General features: G+C 44.9%; 17 protein-coding genes, 4 tRNA genes and 1 rRNA gene (1 of these 22 running past the window's edge). All 22 read left to right on the forward strand.

Translation table 11 applies throughout. The features are described 5' to 3' along the window. A 23S ribosomal RNA gene (locus tag HMPREF9625_RS00050) occupies positions 1–2,608 on the forward strand; it begins 271 nt to the left of the window's first position. 147 nt (positions 2,609–2,755) lie between these two features. Then, positions 2,756–2,829 (forward strand) — tRNA-Asp (locus HMPREF9625_RS00055). A 23-nt stretch (positions 2,830–2,852) separates the two neighbouring features. Further along, positions 2,853–2,934, forward strand: a tRNA-Tyr gene (locus tag HMPREF9625_RS00060). A 23-nt stretch (positions 2,935–2,957) separates the two neighbouring features. Further along, positions 2,958–3,030 (forward strand) — tRNA-Val (locus tag HMPREF9625_RS00065). 12 nt (positions 3,031–3,042) lie between these two features. Then, positions 3,043–3,116: transfer RNA gene (locus HMPREF9625_RS00070), tRNA-Met, on the forward strand. A 221-nt stretch (positions 3,117–3,337) separates the two neighbouring features. Next, positions 3,338–4,420 (forward strand): 6-phosphofructokinase, encoded by a 1,083-nt coding sequence (locus HMPREF9625_RS00075; RefSeq protein ID WP_009535323.1) that lies wholly within the window; start codon positions 3,338–3,340, stop codon positions 4,418–4,420. 17 nt (positions 4,421–4,437) lie between these two features. Beyond that, positions 4,438–6,015: a DNA polymerase III subunit gamma/tau gene (gene dnaX, locus HMPREF9625_RS00080; RefSeq protein WP_009535322.1), complete on the forward strand. Its 1,578-nt coding sequence runs from the start codon at positions 4,438–4,440 to the stop codon at positions 6,013–6,015. A 158-nt stretch (positions 6,016–6,173) separates the two neighbouring features. Then, positions 6,174–6,515, forward strand: coding sequence for a YbaB/EbfC family nucleoid-associated protein (locus HMPREF9625_RS00085; RefSeq protein WP_009535321.1), 342 nt, complete (start codon positions 6,174–6,176; stop codon positions 6,513–6,515). After that, on the forward strand, positions 6,515–7,111 hold the full coding sequence (recR, locus tag HMPREF9625_RS00090; RefSeq protein ID WP_009535320.1) for a recombination mediator RecR: 597 nt from the start codon (positions 6,515–6,517) through the stop codon (positions 7,109–7,111). The genes HMPREF9625_RS00085 and recR overlap by 1 nt, the downstream gene beginning before the upstream one ends. 16 nt (positions 7,112–7,127) lie before the next feature. Beyond that, entirely contained in the window at positions 7,128–9,053 is a 1,926-nt protein-coding gene (locus HMPREF9625_RS00095; RefSeq protein WP_009535319.1) for a tetratricopeptide repeat protein, read from the forward strand. 3 nt (positions 9,054–9,056) lie between these two features. Beyond that, positions 9,057–9,728 carry a CvpA family protein gene (locus HMPREF9625_RS00100; RefSeq protein WP_009535318.1) on the forward strand — a complete coding sequence of 224 codons (672 nt, stop codon included), beginning with the start codon at positions 9,057–9,059 and terminating at the stop codon, positions 9,726–9,728. A gap of 258 nt (positions 9,729–9,986) precedes the next feature. Beyond that, positions 9,987–10,955: a DUF3137 domain-containing protein gene (locus HMPREF9625_RS00105; RefSeq protein ID WP_009535317.1), complete on the forward strand. Its 969-nt coding sequence runs from the start codon at positions 9,987–9,989 to the stop codon at positions 10,953–10,955. Positions 10,956–11,035: 80 nt separating this feature from the next. Beyond that, a complete protein-coding gene (locus tag HMPREF9625_RS00110; protein WP_009535316.1) occupies positions 11,036–11,581 on the forward strand; it encodes a LemA family protein in 546 nt (181 codons plus the stop codon). Between the two features lie 275 nt (positions 11,582–11,856). Continuing rightward, positions 11,857–13,191 carry an NADP-specific glutamate dehydrogenase gene (gene gdhA / locus HMPREF9625_RS00115; RefSeq protein WP_009535315.1) on the forward strand — a complete coding sequence of 445 codons (1,335 nt, stop codon included), beginning with the start codon at positions 11,857–11,859 and terminating at the stop codon, positions 13,189–13,191. Positions 13,192–13,619: 428 nt separating this feature from the next. Continuing rightward, positions 13,620–14,591 carry a lipoate--protein ligase gene (locus HMPREF9625_RS00120; protein WP_009535314.1) on the forward strand — a complete coding sequence of 324 codons (972 nt, stop codon included), beginning with the start codon at positions 13,620–13,622 and terminating at the stop codon, positions 14,589–14,591. A 54-nt stretch (positions 14,592–14,645) separates the two neighbouring features. Next, on the forward strand, positions 14,646–14,885 hold the full coding sequence (locus HMPREF9625_RS00125) for a biotin/lipoyl-containing protein (RefSeq protein ID WP_009535313.1): 240 nt from the start codon (positions 14,646–14,648) through the stop codon (positions 14,883–14,885). Positions 14,886–14,902: 17 nt separating this feature from the next. Then, a complete protein-coding gene (lipA, locus tag HMPREF9625_RS00130) occupies positions 14,903–15,805 on the forward strand; it encodes a lipoyl synthase (RefSeq protein ID WP_009535312.1) in 903 nt (300 codons plus the stop codon). Then, positions 15,792–16,775: a lipoate--protein ligase gene (locus HMPREF9625_RS00135; RefSeq protein ID WP_009535311.1), complete on the forward strand. Its 984-nt coding sequence runs from the start codon at positions 15,792–15,794 to the stop codon at positions 16,773–16,775. The genes lipA and HMPREF9625_RS00135 overlap by 14 nt, the downstream gene beginning before the upstream one ends. A 35-nt stretch (positions 16,776–16,810) precedes the next feature. Then, positions 16,811–17,902 carry a glycine cleavage system aminomethyltransferase GcvT gene (gene gcvT / locus HMPREF9625_RS00140; protein ID WP_009535310.1) on the forward strand — a complete coding sequence of 364 codons (1,092 nt, stop codon included), beginning with the start codon at positions 16,811–16,813 and terminating at the stop codon, positions 17,900–17,902. Positions 17,903–18,036: 134 nt separating this feature from the next. Beyond that, a complete protein-coding gene (gene gcvH, locus HMPREF9625_RS00145) occupies positions 18,037–18,411 on the forward strand; it encodes a glycine cleavage system protein GcvH (protein WP_009535309.1) in 375 nt (124 codons plus the stop codon). A 16-nt stretch (positions 18,412–18,427) separates the two neighbouring features. Next, positions 18,428–19,738 (forward strand): aminomethyl-transferring glycine dehydrogenase subunit GcvPA, encoded by a 1,311-nt coding sequence (gcvPA, locus tag HMPREF9625_RS00150; protein ID WP_009535308.1) that lies wholly within the window; start codon positions 18,428–18,430, stop codon positions 19,736–19,738. Between the two features lie 2 nt (positions 19,739–19,740). Next, positions 19,741–21,168, forward strand: coding sequence for an aminomethyl-transferring glycine dehydrogenase subunit GcvPB (gcvPB, locus tag HMPREF9625_RS00155; protein ID WP_009535307.1), 1,428 nt, complete (start codon positions 19,741–19,743; stop codon positions 21,166–21,168). The last annotated feature ends 51 nt before the right edge of the window (positions 21,169–21,219 follow it).

Genomic DNA, 21,219 nt, shown 5'->3' on the forward strand with positions numbered 1-21,219 from the left:
ACCGAGGTGCGTGCACCTCGGGGTTCGGACTGCATAAAGATCTGTAAGTGAGTGGAAGCCGATGGAAATAGGCGCCATAGAGGGTGAAAGCCCCTTACACGAGGCATAAAGGATTAAGCAGTATCCAGAGTACTGTCAGACACGTGGAACCTGGCAGGAAGACGGGGGGACCACCCCCCAAGGCTAAATACTACTCAGTGACCGATAGCGATTAGTACTGTGAAGGAAAGGTGAAAAGGACCCCGGGAGGGGAGTGAAAGAGAACCTGAAACCCTGTGTTTACAAACTGTGGAACAGCGCAAGCTGAACCGCGTACTTTTTGTAGAACGGTCCGGCGAGTTATAGTTACTGGCAAGGTTAAGGACTTTAGGTCCGGAGCCGAAGCGAGAGCAAGTCTAAATAGGGCGTTAAGTCAGTAAATATAGACCCGAAACCGGGTGACCTATCCATGTCCAGGATGAAGCTAAAGTAAAATTTGGTGGAGGTCCGAACGCACATCCGTTGAAAAGGGTGGCGATGAGGTGTGGATAGCGGAGAAATTCCAATCGAACCCGGAGATAGCTGGTTCTCCTCGAAATAGCTTTAGGGCTAGCCTCGCTGATAAGTCTTTCGCAGGTAGAGCACTGAATTCTTGAGGGGGCGTCAAAGTCTACCAAGAGATATCAAACTCCGAATGGCGGTAAGATATAAGCGGGAGTCAGACTGCGGGATATAAATTCCGTAGTCAAAAGGGAACAGCCCAGATCTACAGCTAAGGTCCCAAAGTACATGTTAAGTGGTAAAGGATGTGGGATTTCATAGACAACTAGGATGTTGGCTTAGAAGCAGCCACACATTCAAAGAGTGCGTAATAGCTCACTAGTCGAGAGGTCCTGCGCCGAAAATTAACGGGGCTAAAACATGACACCGAAGCTTAGGGATGGTGTAAACCATCGGTAGAGGAGCATTGAAAACGAGATGAAGCGGTACCGGAAGGAGCCGTGGATTGTTTTGAAGAGAGAATGCCGGAATGAGTAGCGAGATGGAGGTGAGAATCCTCCAGGCCGAATATCTAAGGTTTCCAGGGTAAAGCTGATCTGCCCTGGGTAAGTCGGGGCCTAAGGCGAGGCGGAGACGCGTAGTCGATGGACAACTGGTGTAGATTCCAGTACCTTACTAAATCAGAAATGTGGGGACACATGGAGAAAGAGAGAGCCGGGAATGAGAAGACCGGTGCAAGGGAGGTAGGAGTGTAGTAGGAAAAACCGCTACATAATCTGAAGACCTGATGCGGATCGAAATAAAGTAGAGAAGCTCTTGGACTCTGTGGCGAGAAAAGCCGCTATAGTGTTTAGTAAGCCCGTACCGCAAACCGACACAGGTAGATGAGGAGAGAATCCTAAGGCCGGCGGGAGAAGCATTGTTAAGGAACTCGGCAAAATGACCCCGTAACTTCGGGAGAAGGGGTGCCCAGGCAACTGGGCCGCAGAGAAAAGGCTCAAGCAACTGTTTAGCAAAAACACAGGTCTATGCGAAACCGTAAGGTAAAGTATATGGGCTGACGCCTGCCCGGTGCTGGAAGGTTAAGAGGAGAGGTTAGCGTAAGCGAAGCTTTGAATTGAAGCCCCAGTAAACGGCGGCCGTAACTATAACGGTCCTAAGGTAGCGAAATTCCTTGTCGGGTAAGTTCCGACCCGCACGAAAGGCGTAATGATTTGAGCGCTGTCTCAACAATGCACCCGGTGAAATTGAAGTGCCAGTGAAGATGCTGGTTACCCGCGCCAGGACGGAAAGACCCCATGGAGCTTTACTCCAGCTTGATACTGGGATTCGGTAATGTATGCACAGGATAGGTGGGAGACTGAGAAGATAGTACTTCGGTATTATCAGAGTCGCTGTTGGGATACCACCCTTATGTTATTGGATTTCTAACCTTAGGCCGTAAACCGGTCAAGGGACAATGTCAGGTGGGGAGTTTGACTGGGGCGGTCGCCTCCGAAAGAGTATCGGAGGCGCTCAAAGGTTCCCTCAGGATGGTTGGAAACCATCCAAAGAGTGTAAAGGCATAAGGGAGCCTGACTGCGAGGTTGACGGACCAAGCAGAGTAGAAATACGGACTTAGTGATCCGGTGGTATGAAAGTGGGATTGCCATCGCTCAACGGATAAAAGCTACCCTGGGGATAACAGGCTGATCTCCCCCAAGAGTTCACATCGACGGGGAGGTTTGGCACCTCGATGTCGGCTCATCGCATCCTGGGGCTGAAGTCGGTCCCAAGGGTTGGGCTGTTCGCCCATTAAAGCGGTACGCGAGCTGGGTTCAGAACGTCGTGAGACAGTTCGGTCCCTATCCGGCGCGGGCGTAGGATATTTGAGAGGATCTGTCCTTAGTACGAGAGGACCGGGATGGACTGACCTCTGCTGAACCTGTTGGGAATCAATCCCATCGCAGGGTAGGCAAGTTGGGAATGGATAAACGCTGAAGGCATCTAAGCGTGAAGCCAACCTCAAGATGAGATATCCCATCGCAAGAGTAAGACCCCTTGAAGAGAACGAGGTAGATAGGACTGAGGTGTAAGTGTAGCAATACATTCAGCTGACAGTTACTAATAGGTCGAGGGCTTATCCAATGCGTCTGATTGATTTGTTTTACTGCTAGAGTTATTTCTTTGATATGTTGTTTTTCTGAGGAAAGGTTTTTGCCGGAGAATTGCACTCCGGGGTTTACTAAGTACTCGGTAAGATATAAACTTCTATTATAAGAAGCAGGTACGAAATGGCCCGGTGGCTCAGTTGGTTAGAGCGCCGCCCTGTCACGGCGGAGGTCGACGGTTCGAATCCGTTCCGGGTCGCTAGCCTAAGGGCTTTTATATATGGATGGATTCCCGAGTGGCCAAAGGGGGCAGACTGTAAATCTGTTGTCACTGACTTCGGTGGTTCGAATCCACCTCCATCCACTAAGACAGAAATGTCTTTATATGGGGTCTTAGCTCAGCTGGGAGAGCATCTGCCTTACAAGCAGAGGGTCACAGGTTCGAGCCCTGTAGGCCCCATTTCCATATCATCGCGGGATGGAGCAGTCTGGTAGCTCGTCGGGCTCATAACCCGAAGGTCGTTGGTTCAAATCCATCTCCCGCAACTCCGGAACCCTAAGGGGTTCCTTTTTTTTGAAATTGAAACTAAAATAGAATAATAAACTAAAACAGGGTAATAAACTAATATAGAACAACGATATACTTGCAATGAAATCCGCTATACTCTATTGTATAGGAGAAATCTTATACGGTGAGAATAGAAGATTGATTCGGAAAAATTTGTTCTACAAGCAAACTGCAGTTTTTCAAGTAGGAGAGGAGAATTATGCGTGTTGGTATTTTAACCAGTGGAGGGGATTGCCAGGCACTCAATGCTACTATGAGAGGTGTTGGTAAATCCTTATTTAACTTATTTGATAACGTTGAGATTTATGGTTTTCTAGATGGATATAGAGGACTGATTTACGACGAGTATCGAAGAATGGAAAAGTCGGATTTCTCCGGTATTCTTACGGAAGGCGGAACTATACTGGGGACCAGCAGAACTCCTTTTAAGCTGATTCATGAGCCGGATGTAAATGGTCTGGATAAGGTGGAAGCAATGAAGCATACCTATAGAAAGCTTCGCTTGGATTGTCTTGTCGTTTTAGGAGGAAATGGCTCTTTAAAGACGGCAAATCTTCTTAGCGAAGAAGGATTGAATATTGTTGCCTGCCCGAAGACCATTGACAATGACCTTTATGGTACAGATATGACTTTCGGATTTTACTCTGCAGTAGAGGTAGCTACCAATGCAATTGATTGCATTCATACAACTGCGGCAAGTCACGGAAGAGTCTTTATTGTAGAGATTATGGGACATAAGGTTGGGCTGCTTACTTTGTATGCAGGGCTTGCCGGCGGTGCAGACATCATATTACTTCCTGAAATTCCGTACAATGTAGATTCTGTTTGTAAGAAGCTTGCAGAGCGTCATGCCGGAGGCTCTCGCTTTTCCATTATTGCAATTGCTGAGGGGGCTATTTCCGAAGAAGATTCCAAGCTGACAAAGAAGGAATTAAAAAAGAAGATTGCAGAGGAAAGAAAGCTGCACCCTTCTGTTGCCTATAAACTGGCAAAGGAGATTGAAGAAAAAACAGGTGCAGAAGTAAGAGTTACCGTGCCGGGTCATACACAAAGAGGTGGACATCCTGTTCCTTATGATAGGGTTTTTGCAACCAGAATCGGTGCAGAGGCGGCGAGACTGATTAAGAAGGAAAAATTCGGCTATATGCTTGCTTTGAAAAATACGGAAATCGTAGCAGTTCCTCTTGCTGACATTGCCGGAAAATTAAAGACCGTGGATCCGGAATCAGGAATTGTTAAGGAAGCAAGATTGCTGGGTATTTCCTTCGGTGATGAAAAATAAGAAAGTAGGACAGCTTATTGGGATATACAGCCTTATATAGAAAATGGAGATCCAAGGATTTTGATGACATAGTCGGACAGGATGCTATCACAAAATCCTTTAAAAATCAGGTAAGTAGCGGAAGGGTAGGTCATGCCTACCTTTTTTGCGGTACAAGGGGAACCGGGAAAACTTCTTTGGCAAAGATTCTTGCCCGAGCAGTAAACTGTGAACATCCTATTAACGGGAATCCTTGCAACGAATGCAAGAATTGTAAGTCCATTTTGTCAAATACCAGTATCAATGTTTATGAGATGGACGCAGCAAGCAATAATGGAGTAGACGACATTCGTTTGATTCGGGAACAGGTGGAGTACCCGCCTGTCGATATGAAATATAAGGTCTATATCATTGATGAAGTTCATATGCTTTCTCCCTCAGCATTTAATGCATTTTTAAAGACCTTGGAAGAACCTCCCGAGTATGTAATTTTTATTCTTGCAACTACGGAGCCAAACGCTTTACCGATTACCATTTTGTCACGTTGCCAGCGCTATGACTTTAAGCGTATATCTGTAGAGACAATAGCAAAAAGACTCGAAATGATTACCAAAGAGGAGAATATTGCCATTTCCGAAGAAGCCTTGGACTATATAGCCCGTATGGGAGACGGATCCATGCGAGATGCCGTTAGTCTTCTGGACCAGTGCGCAAGCTATGATTTTCAACAGGAAATTTCCTATGAAGATGCCTTGAAGGTATTGGGGGCCGTTGATACTGCGGTATTTTCCGAGATGATTTCCGCTTTACGGCAAAAAAATATTCAAGCGGTTATGGAAAATATTGCGACAGTCCTCGAGCAAGGTAAGGAGCTTAGCCAATATGTTTCGGATCTTTTAAGCTATTTTAGGAATATGATGCTTGCGAAGTCCGTTAACAATCTGCAAGGCTTAGTGGATTTATCAGAGGAAAACAAAAACAGACTTTTGAAGGATGCGGAATCCATGCCCATGGAGGAGATTCTTAGAGGAATTCGTCTCCTTTCCGAGCTTTTACAGCAATTTCGCTATGCCAATCAAAAGCGGGTGCTCCTCGAAACCTGCTTAATGAAGCTTGCCTATCCGGAAACGGAAGGAACAGCCGATGCTTTACAGCAGCGTATGCAGGAGCTTGAGGAAGGGCTACGGAAGGGCGTTCGAATTGTGGAGGGCGCGTCTGTCTTGGGAGGGGGAAAGAATGTATCGGAAAACCCTGTAGAGACAGAACAGGAGAAGACGGTAAAACTTCCTCAAGCACAGTTTGAAGATTACCAGGAGTTAAAGAAAAACTGGGCAGTTGTGCCCAGCTATTTTCCGCAGCCCATGCGAGGGGCTCTTGTGAAGTCCCGTATTTATCCCGGGAAGGATAAGAAATCCATGCTGATTATTCCAATGGATGATGTCAGCCGGAATATTTTATCTTCCAATAATTCCTTGGAGGAAGTTCTGAAGGAAAAGTATCGTATAGAATATCATTTTCATATCGGGGCTGCAGAGCAAAGAGAACGGAGTACCCGCTATATTTCCGATGAAGAACTGGAAAAAATCGATATGCCCATAGAAATCACGGATAATTAGCTTTGAATCGTTTTTTATTGCATTTTTGCAGGCAAAATCTATTAAAAGCTTCTGCTGTAAGGTAAAAATAAGAAAAGTAATAGATTTATCTATCGGATTCATGATAAAATAGCAAAGATTTTGATTATGTAAAAAGAGTTTTTTTCCAGGGAGGAATAATGGCTAAGCATGGCGGTTTTGCCGGAGGAATGCCCGGCATGAATATGAACAATCTGATGAAACAATACCAGAAGATGCAGAAGAAGCTGGAGGAGACACAGGAGGAACTGGCCAAGAAGGAATATACCGGACAGGCCGGCGGCGGTGCCGTAAAGATTGTAATCAGTGGAGAAAAAAAAGTCTTAAAGGTGAGCCTTAATAAGGATGCAGTAGATCCGGAGGATGTAGAGACCTTGGAAGAGATGATTGCGCTTGCGGTAAACCAAGCGTTAACTGAGATAGAGAAGGACTCCAGTCAAGAAATGGGCAGATTGACAGGGGGAATGGGCTTAGGATTTTAATGGAATATTTTTCCAAAGATATGGATAAACTGGTGCAGGAGCTTTCCAGACTTCCCGGTATCGGTGCGAAGTCTGCACAGCGCTTGGCTTATCACATCATTAATGAAGAGAAGGAAAGTGCTTATGCTCTTTCCGACAGTATAAAAAGAGCAAGAGACAGCATACGCTACTGCAAATGTTGCTGTACCTTGACGGATGAAGAGCTTTGCCCGGTATGCAGGGATGAAGGAAGAAATCACGGGCAGATTATGGTTGTAGAGAATCCAAGAGATATGGGAGCTTATGAAAGAGTAGGAAGATACAATGGAGTTTACCATGTCCTACATGGCGCAATATCACCGCTTTTGGGTATCGGACCGGATGACATTCGCTTAAAAGAGCTTATGCAACGTCTGCCGGCTGATGTGGAAGAGATAATCATTGCCACGAATTCTTCTTTAGAGGGGGAAACTACCGCGAGCTACATCGTAAAGCTCATTAAACCGCTGGGAATCAAACTAAGCCGTATCGCTTCAGGAGTTCCTGTGGGGGGAGATATAGAAAATATAGATGAAATAACACTCCTTAGAGCATTGGACGGAAGAGTCAGCTTATAAAGGAAAAAGGGGAAATATGGATAAGTACGAGTTTAGCATTAAAGCAGAGCAAATTAAAAAGTTAAGCGGGCAGGGAGACTATAAGACGGCGATGCAGATTGCCGACACCATTGACTGGAATAGAGTCCGCAATGCAAATTTGCTTTCTTCAATTGCGGAAATTTATGAAAAAAACGGAGAGTATGAGGAAGCAAAGGATATTTTATTACTTGCCTTTGAAAGAGCTCCGGTCGGAAAGCGCTTCCTATATAAGCTGTCCGAGTTATCCTTAAGCTCCGGTGCTATTGATGATGCGGTGGAGTTTTACAGGGAGTTTATGGATGTAAGTCCGGAGGATCCTCGCAAATTCCTTTTACAGTATATGATTTTGAAAGCCAAGGGAGCAAGGGCGGAACAGCTTGTCGGTCCTTTGGAACAGTTCACGGAAACGGAACTGGAAGAGCAGTGGCTTTACGAATTGGCAAAGCTTTACGGAGAGGCGGGAAGAGAGGACGATTGTGTTCGTACCTGTGATAAGATGATTTTACTCTTCGGTATGGGAAAATATGTGGATAAGGCAATGGACTTAAAACTCCACTACCGCCCGCTGAAAGAAGAGGAAGCACCTCGTACTATTGTAAAAGAAGAATATAATGAGGAGCCAAAGACAGTGGTTCAGGAGACTTTGGTAAAAGCTGATTCAGAAGAAGGCTACCTTGATGATGACATGGAGGAGGATGCTTCCGAACTTCCGAAGATGCAGCAGATTGCTCCTGAAGAGGAAAATGCGGAGCAGCCCTCATTCGAAGAAGAGCAAGTTTCTGTAGCGGAAGAGAAGCAGGACCTACAGTCAGATGACAGAATTTCTTTGGGAGAAGCGGAACCGGAAAAGGCTAACTTAGAAGAAGCTACAACAAAAGCAAGTTCAGAACCGGCTGTAGAGAGTGCTTCCATAGAAAATGAGCCGACAAAGGGAAGTTTTCCGAACTACCACATGATTGTTGAAGCGAAAACGATAGAGGAAGCTTTTCATATTGCAGTAGAGGAAATCAAGTATTTCCATAAAGAACATAATCTCAATTTTAAAGTGGCAAAGGTCAGTGCAGATAAGCTGAATGAAAAGGGCTTTGCCGTTTTTGCAGATAAATTGCAGGAGAGAGACTTAATCATTGAGCATGCCGGTAAATTGAAATATTCTGTTTTAGATGAAATTGAGGAATATATTCTTCATCCGAAGGATGCTTCTTCCGTTGTTTTAATTGATGAAGTGGATCATTTCGATCGACTTGCAGAGGATAGACCGAAGTTCATCGAGTATTTTGATATCGTATCCGATCATGAAGAGGAAGAGGATGATCTTCTGGAAGAGGTAGATCTGGAAAAGGATTCTTTCCCCGAAGAGGAAAGCGCGGAAAAAGCTCTTTATGACGAAGAGGGTGAGGAAGAATCCGAAGAGGAATATCTCGATGAGCCTGAAGACGCGGAGGAGCCGGAAGAGTATGTTCCGCATAAGCCTTCTATCTTTGAACGCCCTGCAAGACCTTATACCGAGGTCTTAGAAGAGGCAAATAAGGAAAATGAAGAAGAGGAGGAAGAAGAAATTCTTCCGACGGTAAGAGAGGATAGAAAAGCGATAGAGGAGGACGTTCGCCCTGCTGAAAAGGCTACTTCGAAATCCGCTTCTTCCATGGATATAGAAGAATTTGCCGATTACGCAATCAACTATGCGAAGAGCATTGATTGCAGTATTACGGAGAAGGGCATCACCGCCCTCTATGAGCGCATCCAGCTTATGGAGGAAGACGGCATCGTCTTAAATGAAGAAAGTGCCAGAGACTTGATTGAAGATACTGCGGATCAGGCAGAGAAGCCGAGCATAGGCAAGAAGATTGGCTCTCTTTTCCGCCCGAAGTATGACAAGGATGATAAACTCATCTTGAGAGAAGAACATTTTATGGGGTAAGGGATGGGAAGCAGTGAAATAGGAGTAGGAATCATCCTACTCCTTTCCTTTATTATTTTTGCAGTAATAGGGTATAAAAAAGGGGCGGTAAAGAAGATTTTTTCCGTTCTTTCTCTTTTTGCGTCCATTATATTGGCAAAGCTCCTCTATCCCTTTGCAATCAGAGCGGTAGTAGAGAGTGCCTTTTTAAAAGGGATCTTTAGCAAAATATGGTCTGCTATTCTTCCGGTAAAAAACAATATGGTAGCTATTCCGAAGGGAATCAGTGATTTTCTGCCCTCCCAGCCGGAGCCTACGGCACCGCCTCTTTTCGGTGGACTATATGAGACAATGGGAAAATGGCAGGATTATTTTGCACAGCAGATTATCAGCTTTATTAACGGGATTTTGTTTTTTATTATCTTGTACTTTCTTTTTAGGCTGCTTTTTAAGATTGTGCAACAAATCCTCGAATATATCTTTAAACTCCCCGTCTTAAATTTCGGAAACAGGATGCTGGGACTCTGCCTTGGTGGAATAGAGTGGTTGTTCTTCATCTGGGTATTTCTGATTCTCTTCAGTTTACTTCCCGAGTCCTTTCTAAGCTTGTGGATTGTAGAGGGCTTTTCGAAGGAAGGAAGCATTGCCTATTTCATTAAGGAAAATAATCTGATTGCCCTAATCTTTATGGGCTAAGCAACAGAGTTCTAAATCGGAATTCCTTTCCGCTTCATACTGCTTGAAAAAGAATGAGTATTTTACTTCTTTATTCTTGACAGTACCTTCCTCCTTTATTATTCTTAAAAACAGTCAGATTATATAATTTATTAATTTGATTCCAATTCAACTTTCCTCGTTATTGGCTGGACCTTAGTTGTAAAAAAGACGAGTCTTGCAGGAAAGTTCCGGATAGCAATAGAGTAGATTTTTAGGAGTGAGTTCTTAGGAGTGAGAATGGCAGAAGAAATAAGAGAGAGTAGAGAAGAGGAGCTTGAACGCATCAGAAAGATAGAAGCCTCTTCCGAGTACCAAGAGAAGCTACAAATTCTTCGGGAAAAGATGAAACTAAACCTCCGATGGAAGATGTATAAGATTGCCATGGTGATTGGAGCGATTTTACTCTTTGCCATGTTTAAGTTCGTAGGACTTGGTATTGCAGCAGTTTTAGGATTCATTTTCGTCTATCCCGTGTTCAAAAGGAAGCGGGAACTCTTTCGTGAAAAGAAAGAGAACAACGAAGTCCTCTACGTGGAAAGGTTTTTATCTCCCATTGTAAAAGAGATCTTTCCCGCGGGAGAAATGAAGGTCACGCCGGACTTTCTTCTGGACCCTGTCAAGAAGGTTTGTCCCTCTTCCACTAATTATCAGGGAAATACGGAACTTAGCTTTCATGACAGTAGAGAACTCTCCGTAATGAATCTTTACGCTTATCATGTTGTGGAAAGCACGGACAGCAAAGGAAGGACATCGAGAAAAGAGGTAACGGATTTCTACGGACAGGTTTTCCGAATGCATTTTCCGCGACCCTTTTCAGGACATATCCGGATTATTCCTACAGAAAAAACGGCCATTTTGAAGAGAGAGATACAGAATTATCCGGGTAAGCAGAAAAATGAGTTGAAGATTGATACGGAGGACATCAGACATAACGAACATTACAATATTTTCTGTACCGACGAGTTCATGGCGAGGCGCTTTTTAAACCCGACTGTCTTAGAGTGGTTTGACAAAAATATTGCCGAAAGCCGGACGGCAATCTATATAGAAGACAGCAGCATGTATATCTCCCGTTATACGGGCTATCAGCTTTTCCCTGTTCCCAAAACGGTAGAGGCGATAGACAAGCTTTCCATGGTGGAAGAGTATAAGAAGCTTCGGGCGGAGATTGATTTTATCGAAGGCTTTACGGAGATCTTTACATAAAGCGTTGTGTTGGAACGAGCGTATACTTTAGAAATGAAGTAAAGCGCATTTCCATAAAAAGAAGAGAAAAGGAGAAAAAAATGGTTTTAATTCCGATTATTGTTTTGGCAGTGGTTTTCTTTTGGTTTATCGGACAGAGCAATAAGTTAAATCGCTATGTGGTTTCTATCGAGGAATCCAAGAAGACGGTGGACATCACACTGGTAAAGCGTTATGACACGATTTCCGAGATGCTAAAGGTAGCAAAAGCCTACGCCAAGCATGAAGAGAAGGTGTTTACGGAGCTTGTGGGCTTAAGACAGGGTGGCAGTATGAAGGACACCAACCAGGTGATTGCGAATCAAAATGATGTTCTTTCACAGATTCGTGCTGTGGCGGAGAACTATCCTGACCTCCTTTCCTCCGAGCAGTTTTTAGCACTCCAGAAGGAGATTGCTTCGGAAAATGAGGACCTTGCAGCGGCAAAACGCATCGTAAACAGCAATGTTCGCGTAATCAATCAGGAAATAGTGAGCTTCCCCACCTCCCTTGTGGCAGGTTTTAAGGGTATGGCTAAGTTTGATTTTCTGGAGGAAGATCTTCAGGGAAAGAGAGATCTGAAGGATTTAAATTATAATATAGATTAGGGGCGTTCTCTTTAAGGACAAAAATTCAGTTCGCGCCATCATTTTCTGGTGTGCCCACTTGGTAACCGATATAAAGAAAAAAGAAAGGCTATCTTTTCCTATACGACAGATGGGAAAGGTAGCCTTTCTCTTGATGCTTATGCTTTAAGGATACTGTATTCCATTTAGGGTACAATTACTATTCTTTTTCGGAATGCAAGCTATTTTCTATTGTAGGAAAACCGCAATTGGTGCTATAGTTTAGCGGTAAATGAAGAAAGAATGGAGGCAAATGTATGTCTTATGTAAGTGAAGTATATCAGGCACTGGAGAAGAAACATCCTCATGAAGCGGAGTTTTTGGAGGCTGCAAAGAGAATTTTGGAGTCCCTTTCTCCTATCGTGGAGGCCAATGAAGATTTATACCGGAAGAACGCATTACTGGAGCGTTTTGTGGAGCCGGAAAGGATTGTGAGCTTCCGTGTGCCATGGACGGATGATCAGGGAAAAAATCATGTGAATATCGGTTATCGTGTACAGTTTAATTCTGCAATCGGACCGTATAAGGGAGGACTTCGTTTCCATCCGACCGTAAATCAGGCAATCTTAAAGTTCCTCGGTATGGAGCAGATCTTAAAGAACTCTCTTACCGGCCTTCCTATCGGTGGCGGTAAGGGCGGTGCAGACTTTGACCCGAAGGGAAAGTCGGAAGCGGAAGTTATGCGCTTCTGCCAGAGTTTTATGACAGAGCTCTATAAGTATATCGGGGCAAATGAAGACGTGCCTGCCGGAGATATCGGTGTAGGCGGAAGAGAAGTGGCCTTCATGTACGGACAGTACAAGAGAATTACCAATCTCTATGAGGGGGTTCTTACCGGAAAGGGAAGAAGCTTCGGCGGATCTCTTGCTCGTCCGGAGGCAACGGGCTATGGCTTAATCTATATTGTGGATGAGATGCTTAAGGCTGCCGGAAAAGAACTGAAGGGACAGGTGCTTGCGGTTTCCGGTTCCGGGAATGTAGCGCAGTATGCGATTCAAAAAGCGGAGAGCCTCGGAGCAAAGGTAGTGACCTGCTCAGATTCCAGCGGTTATGTTTATGATCCGGAGGGCATTAAGCTCGATGTACTTTTTGATATCAAGCAGGTAAAGAGAGGAAGAATCTCCGAATATGCAGAGCGAGTTCCGGGAGCAAGCTTCCATGCGGGAGAGCGTCCATGGGCTGTGAAGTGTGATGTGGCATTGCCCTGTGCGACACAGAATGAGCTGAACGGAGAGGAAGCGAAGACTTTAATCGAGAATGGCTGCTTCTGCGTTGCGGAAGGCGCAAATATGCCTTCCGATGAGCATGCGGTAGATATTTTCCTGGAGAAGAAGATCCTCTATATGCCCGGCAAGGCTGCGAATGCCGGCGGTGTTGCCGTATCCGCCTTGGAGATGAGCCAGAACTCACAGCGACTTTCCTGGAGCTTTGAGGAAGTGGATGAAAAACTTAAAGGGATTATGCAGAACATTTATAAGAATGTATCCGGAGCCGCAAAGAAATACGGTTATGAAGGAAACTTTGTAGTCGGTGCGAATGTGGCCGGCTTTGAGAAAGTTGCAGAGGCAATGCTTAGCCAGGGTATGGTATAAGTAAGAAGCAGAGTTCTAAACAGCGCTGAGCGCAAGAATAAACCGGATTAAAAAACTGACTGAAAAGCTGAGTAAGCAAGAAAAAGACGAGAAGACTGTGAAAAGAGAAGCTTCGTATAGAAGAACTTTTCTTTTCGCAGTTTTTTTTAGAATATTTTTCAAATAAAATAAAAAATGTTTAACGATGTATAATTTATACAATTCAATTTTGCTCCGAAACAAATAGAGGACTATCCTTTCGTGCATAATAAATAAATGAACTTGATGAAAAGCAAAAATATTTATTAATTATCCGGATAAAATGCTTCATGTTTCTTGTGACTTAGTATACAATAGGAAACATAGTAAGATTCATATAACTTCGGATTGGCTTTCATGCCATTTGGGAGTACTGGAGAGTGGTCTGCTTTTTGCAGAAGGGGTGAAAGATGATAGGCGTACTGAGTGATACACTGGACCCTTTTTACAATTTGGCACTGGAGGAATATTTATTCCGGAAGATAGAGGATAAGGACGTTTTTTTACTCTGGAGAAATCGTCCTTCGGTGGTTGTGGGCTGCTATCAAAACATTTCCCAGGAAGTAAATCTATTGCAGTTAAAGCAGAGGGGGGTTCCGGTCGTACGAAGAATGAGTGGCGGCGGAACGGTTTATCATGACTTGGGCAATATCAATTACAGCTTGATGCGAGATCGGGAAAAGTGTCTGGACTATGGACGTTTTTTATCTGTTATTCTCTCGGCCTTACAAAGCTTGGGCATTCAAGCGGAGCAGGATAAGGTTTCAGACCTCTGTATAAGAAAGAAAAAAATCTCCGGCAGTGCACAGAAGGTAAGCGGAAACCGTGTTTTACATCACGGTACACTTCTGTATGATGCGGAGCTTTCGCTTTTATCGGAGATATGCACTGCGCATAAGAGTAAGGATATCTCCTCCAAGGCCTCTGTTTCCGCGATATCGGAAGTGACCAATATAAAAAAAGAATGGGAAAAAACGATGGAGAAGCCCCCTTCGACAGAAGAGTTCATGGAGCTTCTTTTTCGGCAACTCTTGGGAAGGGATGGAGAACACCTTGTTTTAGGGGAAGAAGAGCATAAAGAAATAGAGGAGCTTGCGGAAGAAAAGTATCGTTCCTGGGAATGGACCTTTGGAAAGTCACCCGCCTTCCACTTCCACAGAGAAACACAATATAAGGACTATCCTTTGATTATAGACTACCATGTGCAAAAGGGGATGATAGAGAACTTTGCCATGAACTCCCCCTTACTGGACGAAAAGAAGGCGAGAGACTTATTTCAGGGCAAACGATACAAGCTTTCTCTTTTTGAGGAAAATGTTGAGAAAGTTCTGGGGCAGCAGTCCACCAGAGAAAAAGAAGCCTTGCTCTCTCTTTTGCTATAGCAAAGGGAGCACATAGAGGAAAGAACGATTTTTTTGACAGAATAGGAGTAGGCAATGAAAAAGGAATTGGTGTTACCGAAGCTTAGGGAAGAGATGCAGGAAGCAGTATTGTGCTCTTGGGTAAAGTCAGTGGGCGATAAGGTAGAAAAAGGGGAGCCGGTTTTTGAAATCGAAACGGATAAGGTAGTGACTCAGGTGGAGTCCCCCTTTAGCGGAACCTTAAAGGAAGTGTATTTCGAAGAAGGGGATGAAGTAAAGATAGAAGAGGTTGTAGGCCTTATCGAGGAAGAATAGTTGTAAGGGAGAAAGCATTGGAAAAAAGCTTGGAAAGAACAGAAGAAAAGAAAGCCTTTTCAGAGAAAAAGCCGGACTGGCTCAAGGTTCGCTTCAATCAGGAAGCTACGGAAGAAGTGGCAAGTCTGATGAAAGATCTGCATCTGAATACGGTTTGTAAGGAAGCGAACTGTCCGAATCTTGCGGAGTGCTATAGAAAGCATACGGCTACCTTTATGATTCTTGGGAACATTTGCACCAGAAACTGTCGTTTTTGTAATGTTTGTACGGGAAGACCGGAGCCGCCCGATGAGGAGGAGCCGAAGAATGTAGCGCTTGCCGCGAAGAAGCTGAATCTAAAGCATGTCGTGCTTACCTGCTCCACAAGAGATGATCTTCCGGACGGGGGAGCGACGCAGTTTGCAAAGACCATTCAGGCAATCCGGGAGCTTTGCCCGGGAACGACCGTGGAAGCGCTGATTTCCGATATGCAGGGAGATACGGAGGCTTTGGATATCGTGTTGGAGGCTGCACCCGATGTATTAAATCACAACGTGGAAACGGTAAAGGAACTGCAGAGAGCGGTTCGTTCCAAGGCAAGTTATGAGCGTTCTCTCTTTGTTCTACAGTATTGCAAGGAGCACGGAAAGAGTATCCGCACGAAAACAGGTTTTATGGTGGGGCTTGGAGAGACGGAAGAGCAGATTGAAGAGTTAATGCGGGATGTCTACGATACCGGCTGTGATATCTTAACGATAGGGCAATATCTGCAACCGACAAAGTTGCACTATCCCCTCGCACGCTATGCCAGCCCGGAGGATTTCCAAAGATATAAGGAGAAGGCATTAAACATCGGTTTTCGCTTTGTTGCCTCGGCTCCGCTTGCCAGAAGCTCGTATAAGGCATGGGAAGTGATGGAGGACGTCCATGATTTATATTGAGCTGGATAGCACAAATGTCTATGAAAATTTCGGCTTGGAGTATTATCTGGCAACAGAGAAGCTCTTTGAGGAAACCGTCTTTCTCTTTTGGAGAACCACACCGACTCTTATGCTCGGAAGGTACCAGAATCTTATGGAAGAGATCAACCTTCCCTATGTCAGGGAAAAAGGGATTCATCTGGTTCGGAGAATGAGCGGAGGCGGAACGATTTACACCGACCTTGGAGGCTGGCAGTTCAGCTTCATCGACCGGGACAGGGGAGAGGAAATTGACTTCAGAGGATATTTGAGCCCGATTTTAAATGCCTTGGAAAAGCTGTCGGTTCATGGAGAGTTTAATGGAAGAAATGACCTCTGTATAGAGGGACGAAAGTTTTCCGGAAATGCACAGTATCGCTTGGGAAAGAGCATCGTTCACCACGGCTCCCTCTTATTCGATACGGATATAGAGCAAATGGTGGCTTCTACCAAGGTGGATGAGTGTAAGATTCGATCCAAAAGTATTCAATCGGTACGGGAGCGGGTTTGCAATATCGCCGAACACCTGCAAGAAAAGATCAGTCCGGAAGTCTTTAAAAGAAAAATGATAGAAGCCATTATGGCGGCGGATCCGAAGAGCAGGGAATACGAGCTGGAGTCTTCCGAGCGGGAACGGGTGTCCGAACTTGCAAGGGAACATTTTGAAAATAAGGAAAAACTGTATGGGAAGAATCCCAAGTTTTCGATAGAAAAAACCGGACGCTTTCCGGGAGGAAAGATGCAATTTTCTTTTGAAGTGAAGGAGGGAAAAATTCAAGAAGCCGCAGTAAGCGGAGACTTTTTCAGTACCTTGGATGAAAAAGAAATTGCAGAAGCCTTTATCGGCTTGTATTTCGACAAGGACTCTCTCTATGAGGGCTTAAAGAGTCGAAATCTGGAAGGAAAAATCTACAGAATTTCCGCGGAAGAAATTGCGGAGTTTTTGGGATAGATACATTTTTTAAGACAAAATAAAGGAGGAATGCTATGGAATTAAGAACAGCGCTGTATGATGCCCATGTGAAAGCAGGGGGAAAGATGGTTCCTTTCGCAGGCTATTGCCTTCCGGTACAGTATGAGCCTACCGGTGTAATTAAGGAACACTTAGCGGTTAGAAATCAGGCGGGACTGTTTGACGTTTCCCACATGGGAGAGATTTTGTGCCAGGGTAAGGATGCCTTAGCCAATCTGGAGAAGCTCTTGACCAACCGCTTTGAAAATATGGTTGACGGACAAGCCCGTTACAGTCTTATGTGTAACGAAAAGGGTGGCGTTGTGGATGACCTCATTGTTTATAAGAGAAAAGACAACGACTACTTTATTGTTGTAAATGCGGCAAATAAGGAGAAGGACTTTGACTGGATGTTAAAGCACCAGTTCGGCGATGTGAAATTCGAAAATGTTTCCGATCAGTATTCTCAGATTGCGTTGCAGGGCCCGAAGGCTATGGACATCTTAAGAAAGCTGACCAAAGAAGAGTACATCCCGACAAAATACTATCATGCAGTATTTGACGCAGTGGTTGGCGGCATGCCCTGCATCGTTTCCAAGACCGGATATACCGGAGAAGACGGAGTGGAGCTTTACTTAAAGAATGAGTATGCAGAGAAGATGTGGGATCTATTACTGGAGAACGGTAAGGAAGAAGGACTCGTTCCCTGCGGACTTGGAGCAAGAGATACGCTTCGCATGGAAGCATCCATGCCGCTTTACGGACATGAGATGAATGATGAGATTACTCCTCTTGAAACAGGACTTAATTTTGCAGTGAAGATGGACAAGCCGGACTTTATCGGTAAGGCTGCCATTGAAGCAAAGGGAGAGCCGAAGATTCAGAGAGTGGGACTGAAGGTTGTCGGAAGAGGAATTATCCGTGAAGAACAGGATGTTCTTTTAAACGGAGAAATAATTGGACATACTACATCCGGAACACAGGCACCATTCTTAAATATGCCGGTAGGTATGGCTTTGCTGGATGCACGCTATACGGAAGTCGGTACAAAGCTGGAAGTAGATGTGCGCGGAAGAAAGGTAGAAGTAGAGATTATTCCGCTTCCCTTCTATAAGAGAGCTAAATAATTGTAAAAGAGTAAAATCATTGCAAAAGAGAAAAGCTTTGTAAGACAAAGAAGAACAAAAGAGAATAAAAGAGAACAAAGATTAGCAAGGGGATTCCCCGTGCTAGAGATAAAGAAAACAAGGAGGATAAAGAAATGGCAGTATTACAGGGATTATTGTACACAAAATCTCATGAGTGGGTGAAGGAAGAAGGCGGAGAGTATTTAGTAGGGATTACTGACTATGCGCAGGCAGAGTTGGGTGATTTGGTTTTCATCAACCTTCCGGAAGTTGGCGATGCAGTGACCATGGGAGAGCCGTTCTCCGATGTAGAGTCCGTTAAGGCGGTTTCCGATGTACTTTCTCCTTTAAGCGGAACCGTTAGTGCTATCAATGAAGAAGTACTCGATGCTCCGGAGAGCATGAATGCAAAGCCGTACGAGGCTTGGCTTATCAAAGTTAAGGATGTAAGCGATAAGGAAGATTTGCTTACAGCGGATGAATATGAGGAGTTCTTAAAGACTGTATAAGAAAGGCGGTGAGGCTATGGGAAAATACATTCCCAATACGAGTACAGAGCAAAAAGAGATGTTAAAAGAAATCGGCTTTGCGTCTTTTGACGAGCTGTTTTCTCATGTACCCAAGGAAGTGAAACTGAGTGCAGAATTAAACATCCCTTCAGGCAAGTCGGAGCTTGAGGTTCGGAAGATTATGACGGGCATGGCTAAGAAAAACCATGTTTTTCCCGTGATTTTCCGCGGTGCAGGTGCCTACAGACACTTTATTCCGGCTATTGTTAAGAGCGTTATTTCCAAGGAGAATTTCTTAACCTCCTATACCCCGTATCAGGCAGAGACCAGTCAGGGTGTATTACAGTCTATCTTTGAGTATCAGACGATGATCTGCGATATCACCGGCATGGATGTTTCCAATGCGTCTATTTATGACGGAGCATCTGCTGCAGCTGAGGCGGTAAATATGTGTCGGGAAAGGAAGAGAAGCAAGGCTCTTGTTTCCGCTTTAATGCATCCGGACTACATTTCCGCTATAAAGACCTACTGCCATGGAAATGGGATGGAAGTGGAAATCATTCCTGAGAAGAACGGTTTGACCGATATAGACTATATCAAGGCTCATGCAGATGAAGGGACGGCAGTAGTATTCATTCAGCATCCGAACTTCCACGGCAATCTGGAGAAGGCGCAGGAAATCGGAGAAATCGCACACGAAAAGGGTGCAAAGTTCGGAATGAGCGTGAACCCCATTTCCTTAGGTCTGGTAAAGACCCCGAGAGAGTACGGTGCGGATGTTGCCGTTGGAGACGGACAAGCCCTTGGTCTTCCTATCTCCTTTGGAGGTCCCTACATCGGCTTTATGGCTTGCACGGATGCCATGAAGAGAAGCCTTCCGGGAAGAATTGTAGGAGCGACAGAGGATCATCAGGGAAGAACCGGTTATGTTCTGACCTTACAGGCGAGAGAACAGCACATTCGTAGAGAAAAGGCTTCCAGTAACGTCTGCTCGAACCAGGCGCTTTGCGCACTGGCTGTAGGTGTATATCTTGCGGCAGTAGGAAAGGAAGGCCTGAAGCAGGCTGCCGAGCTTTGTCTTTCCAAGGCGCATTATATGGCTGCTGAGCTGGAGAAGATTGGCTTTAAGAGAACAGAGGACGGAGAGTTCTTCAACGAATTTGTTACGGAATCGGAGATTCCTTCCGATAAGGTTTTGGCTGCTTTGGAAAAGGAAGATATCCTCGGAGGATATCCACTGGATGAGAAGAGAATCCTTTGGTGTTGCACGGAGGTAAATGACAAAGCCTCTATTGACCGGGCAGTACAGCTTATAAAGGAGGTGTAAGTATGCTGATTTTTGAAAAAAGCAGAGCAGGAAGACAATGTAGCTTATTTCCCCCTTGTGACGTAGAGCTTAAGACTCTTCCTGAAGGAGATAGAAGAAAAACCGAGTTGCATCTTCCGGAGCTTTCCGAAACGGAACTCAGCCGACATTACACCGAGTTATCGAAGAAATCCAGAGGTGTAAACGACGGATTCTATCCTCTGGGATCTTGTACGATGAAGTACAATCCGAAGGTAAATGATGATATGGCAGGGCTGGAAGGCTTTGCGGATATTCACCCCTTACAGCCGGAGAGTACAGTACAGGGGGCTATGGAAGTAATCCAAACTATAGAAAAGCTGCTTTGTGAAATCACCGGAATGGACAGACTTACTGTACAGCCGGCAGCAGGTGCTCACGGAGAATTTACGGGCTTAATGCTGATTAAGGCATATCATGAAAGCCGAAATGACTTTAAGAGAGATAAAATCATCATTCCGGATGCGGCACACGGAACAAACCCTGCAAGTGCGACAATGGCAGGCTATAAGGTAGTAACCATTCCGTCAAACGAGCGCGGTTTAGTGGATATGGAGAAGTTGAAGGCGGTGCTCGGAGATGATGTGGCAGGCTTAATGCTGACAAACCCGAACACAGTCGGACTTTTCGATGACAATATTCTGGAAATCACAAAGCTCATTCATGATTGCGGCGGCTTAAACTACTATGACGGTGCTAACTTGAATGCCGTTATGGGCGTAGTTCGTCCGGGAGATATGGGATTCGATGTTATTCACTTGAATCTCCATAAGACCTTCTCCACTCCACACGGTGGCGGCGGTCCCGGAAGCGGTGTTGTAGGATGTAAGAAGCTTCTAGCCGATTTCCTCCCTTCTGTACTTGTGGAAGGAGAGCAGGACAAGCACTTCGTTAAGCCGGTAAAGAGCATTGGAGATATGAAGGCTTTCTACGGCAACTTCCTGGTTGTAGTAAGAGCTCTGACCTATATTCTTACCTTAGGTAAGGAAGGAATTCCCGAGGCTTGTAAGAATGCGGTTCTCAACGCGAACTATATGCGCTATAAGCTGAAGGATCTGTATACCATGGCGTATGATGAAGTATGTATGCATGAATTTGTTATGAGCCTGCAGGATCTGAAAGATAAAACCGGCGTGTCCGCAATGGATATTGCAAAGAGTCTGTTAGACAACGGCATGCATCCGCCAACAATGTACTTCCCTCTTATCGTTCATGAAGCACTCATGATTGAGCCGACCGAAACCGAGTCGAAGGAAACATTGGATCAGGCGATTGAAGTATTCAGAAAGCTTTACAAGGAAGCTGAAAAGAATCCGGAAGCGCTCCACAATGCACCGGTTACGACACCGGTCGGCAGACTGGATGAGGTAAAGGCTGCAAGAGAGCCGGTACTTCGGTATCAGTGGACATAAGATTGTTTGATTTTTAGTAGAGTACTATTTCTGCTTATGCAGGAATAGTAC

This window comes from Oribacterium parvum ACB1, assembly GCF_000238055.2.
Taxonomy (GTDB): Bacteria; Bacillota; Clostridia; order Lachnospirales; family Lachnospiraceae; genus Oribacterium; species Oribacterium parvum.

Excerpts from the sequence above, each read along its gene's own strand:
- HMPREF9625_RS00075 (WP_009535323.1), top strand. The coding sequence starts at position 3,338 with ATGCGTGTTGGTATTTTAACCAGTGGAGGGGATTGCCAGGCACTCAAT.
- HMPREF9625_RS00085 (WP_009535321.1), top strand. The coding sequence starts at position 6,174 with ATGGCTAAGCATGGCGGTTTTGCCGGAGGAATGCCCGGCATGAATATG.
- recR (WP_009535320.1), top strand. The coding sequence starts at position 6,515 with ATGGAATATTTTTCCAAAGATATGGATAAACTGGTGCAGGAGCTTTCC.
- HMPREF9625_RS00095 (WP_009535319.1), top strand. The coding sequence starts at position 7,128 with ATGGATAAGTACGAGTTTAGCATTAAAGCAGAGCAAATTAAAAAGTTA.
- HMPREF9625_RS00100 (WP_009535318.1), top strand. The coding sequence starts at position 9,057 with ATGGGAAGCAGTGAAATAGGAGTAGGAATCATCCTACTCCTTTCCTTT.
- HMPREF9625_RS00105 (WP_009535317.1), top strand. The coding sequence starts at position 9,987 with ATGGCAGAAGAAATAAGAGAGAGTAGAGAAGAGGAGCTTGAACGCATC.
- HMPREF9625_RS00110 (WP_009535316.1), top strand. The coding sequence starts at position 11,036 with ATGGTTTTAATTCCGATTATTGTTTTGGCAGTGGTTTTCTTTTGGTTT.
- gdhA (WP_009535315.1), top strand. The coding sequence starts at position 11,857 with ATGTCTTATGTAAGTGAAGTATATCAGGCACTGGAGAAGAAACATCCT.
- HMPREF9625_RS00120 (WP_009535314.1), top strand. The coding sequence starts at position 13,620 with ATGATAGGCGTACTGAGTGATACACTGGACCCTTTTTACAATTTGGCA.
- HMPREF9625_RS00125 (WP_009535313.1), top strand. The coding sequence starts at position 14,646 with ATGAAAAAGGAATTGGTGTTACCGAAGCTTAGGGAAGAGATGCAGGAA.
- HMPREF9625_RS00135 (WP_009535311.1), top strand. The coding sequence starts at position 15,792 with ATGATTTATATTGAGCTGGATAGCACAAATGTCTATGAAAATTTCGGC.
- gcvT (WP_009535310.1), top strand. The coding sequence starts at position 16,811 with ATGGAATTAAGAACAGCGCTGTATGATGCCCATGTGAAAGCAGGGGGA.
- gcvH (WP_009535309.1), top strand. The coding sequence starts at position 18,037 with ATGGCAGTATTACAGGGATTATTGTACACAAAATCTCATGAGTGGGTG.
- gcvPA (WP_009535308.1), top strand. The coding sequence starts at position 18,428 with ATGGGAAAATACATTCCCAATACGAGTACAGAGCAAAAAGAGATGTTA.
- gcvPB (WP_009535307.1), top strand. The coding sequence starts at position 19,741 with ATGCTGATTTTTGAAAAAAGCAGAGCAGGAAGACAATGTAGCTTATTT.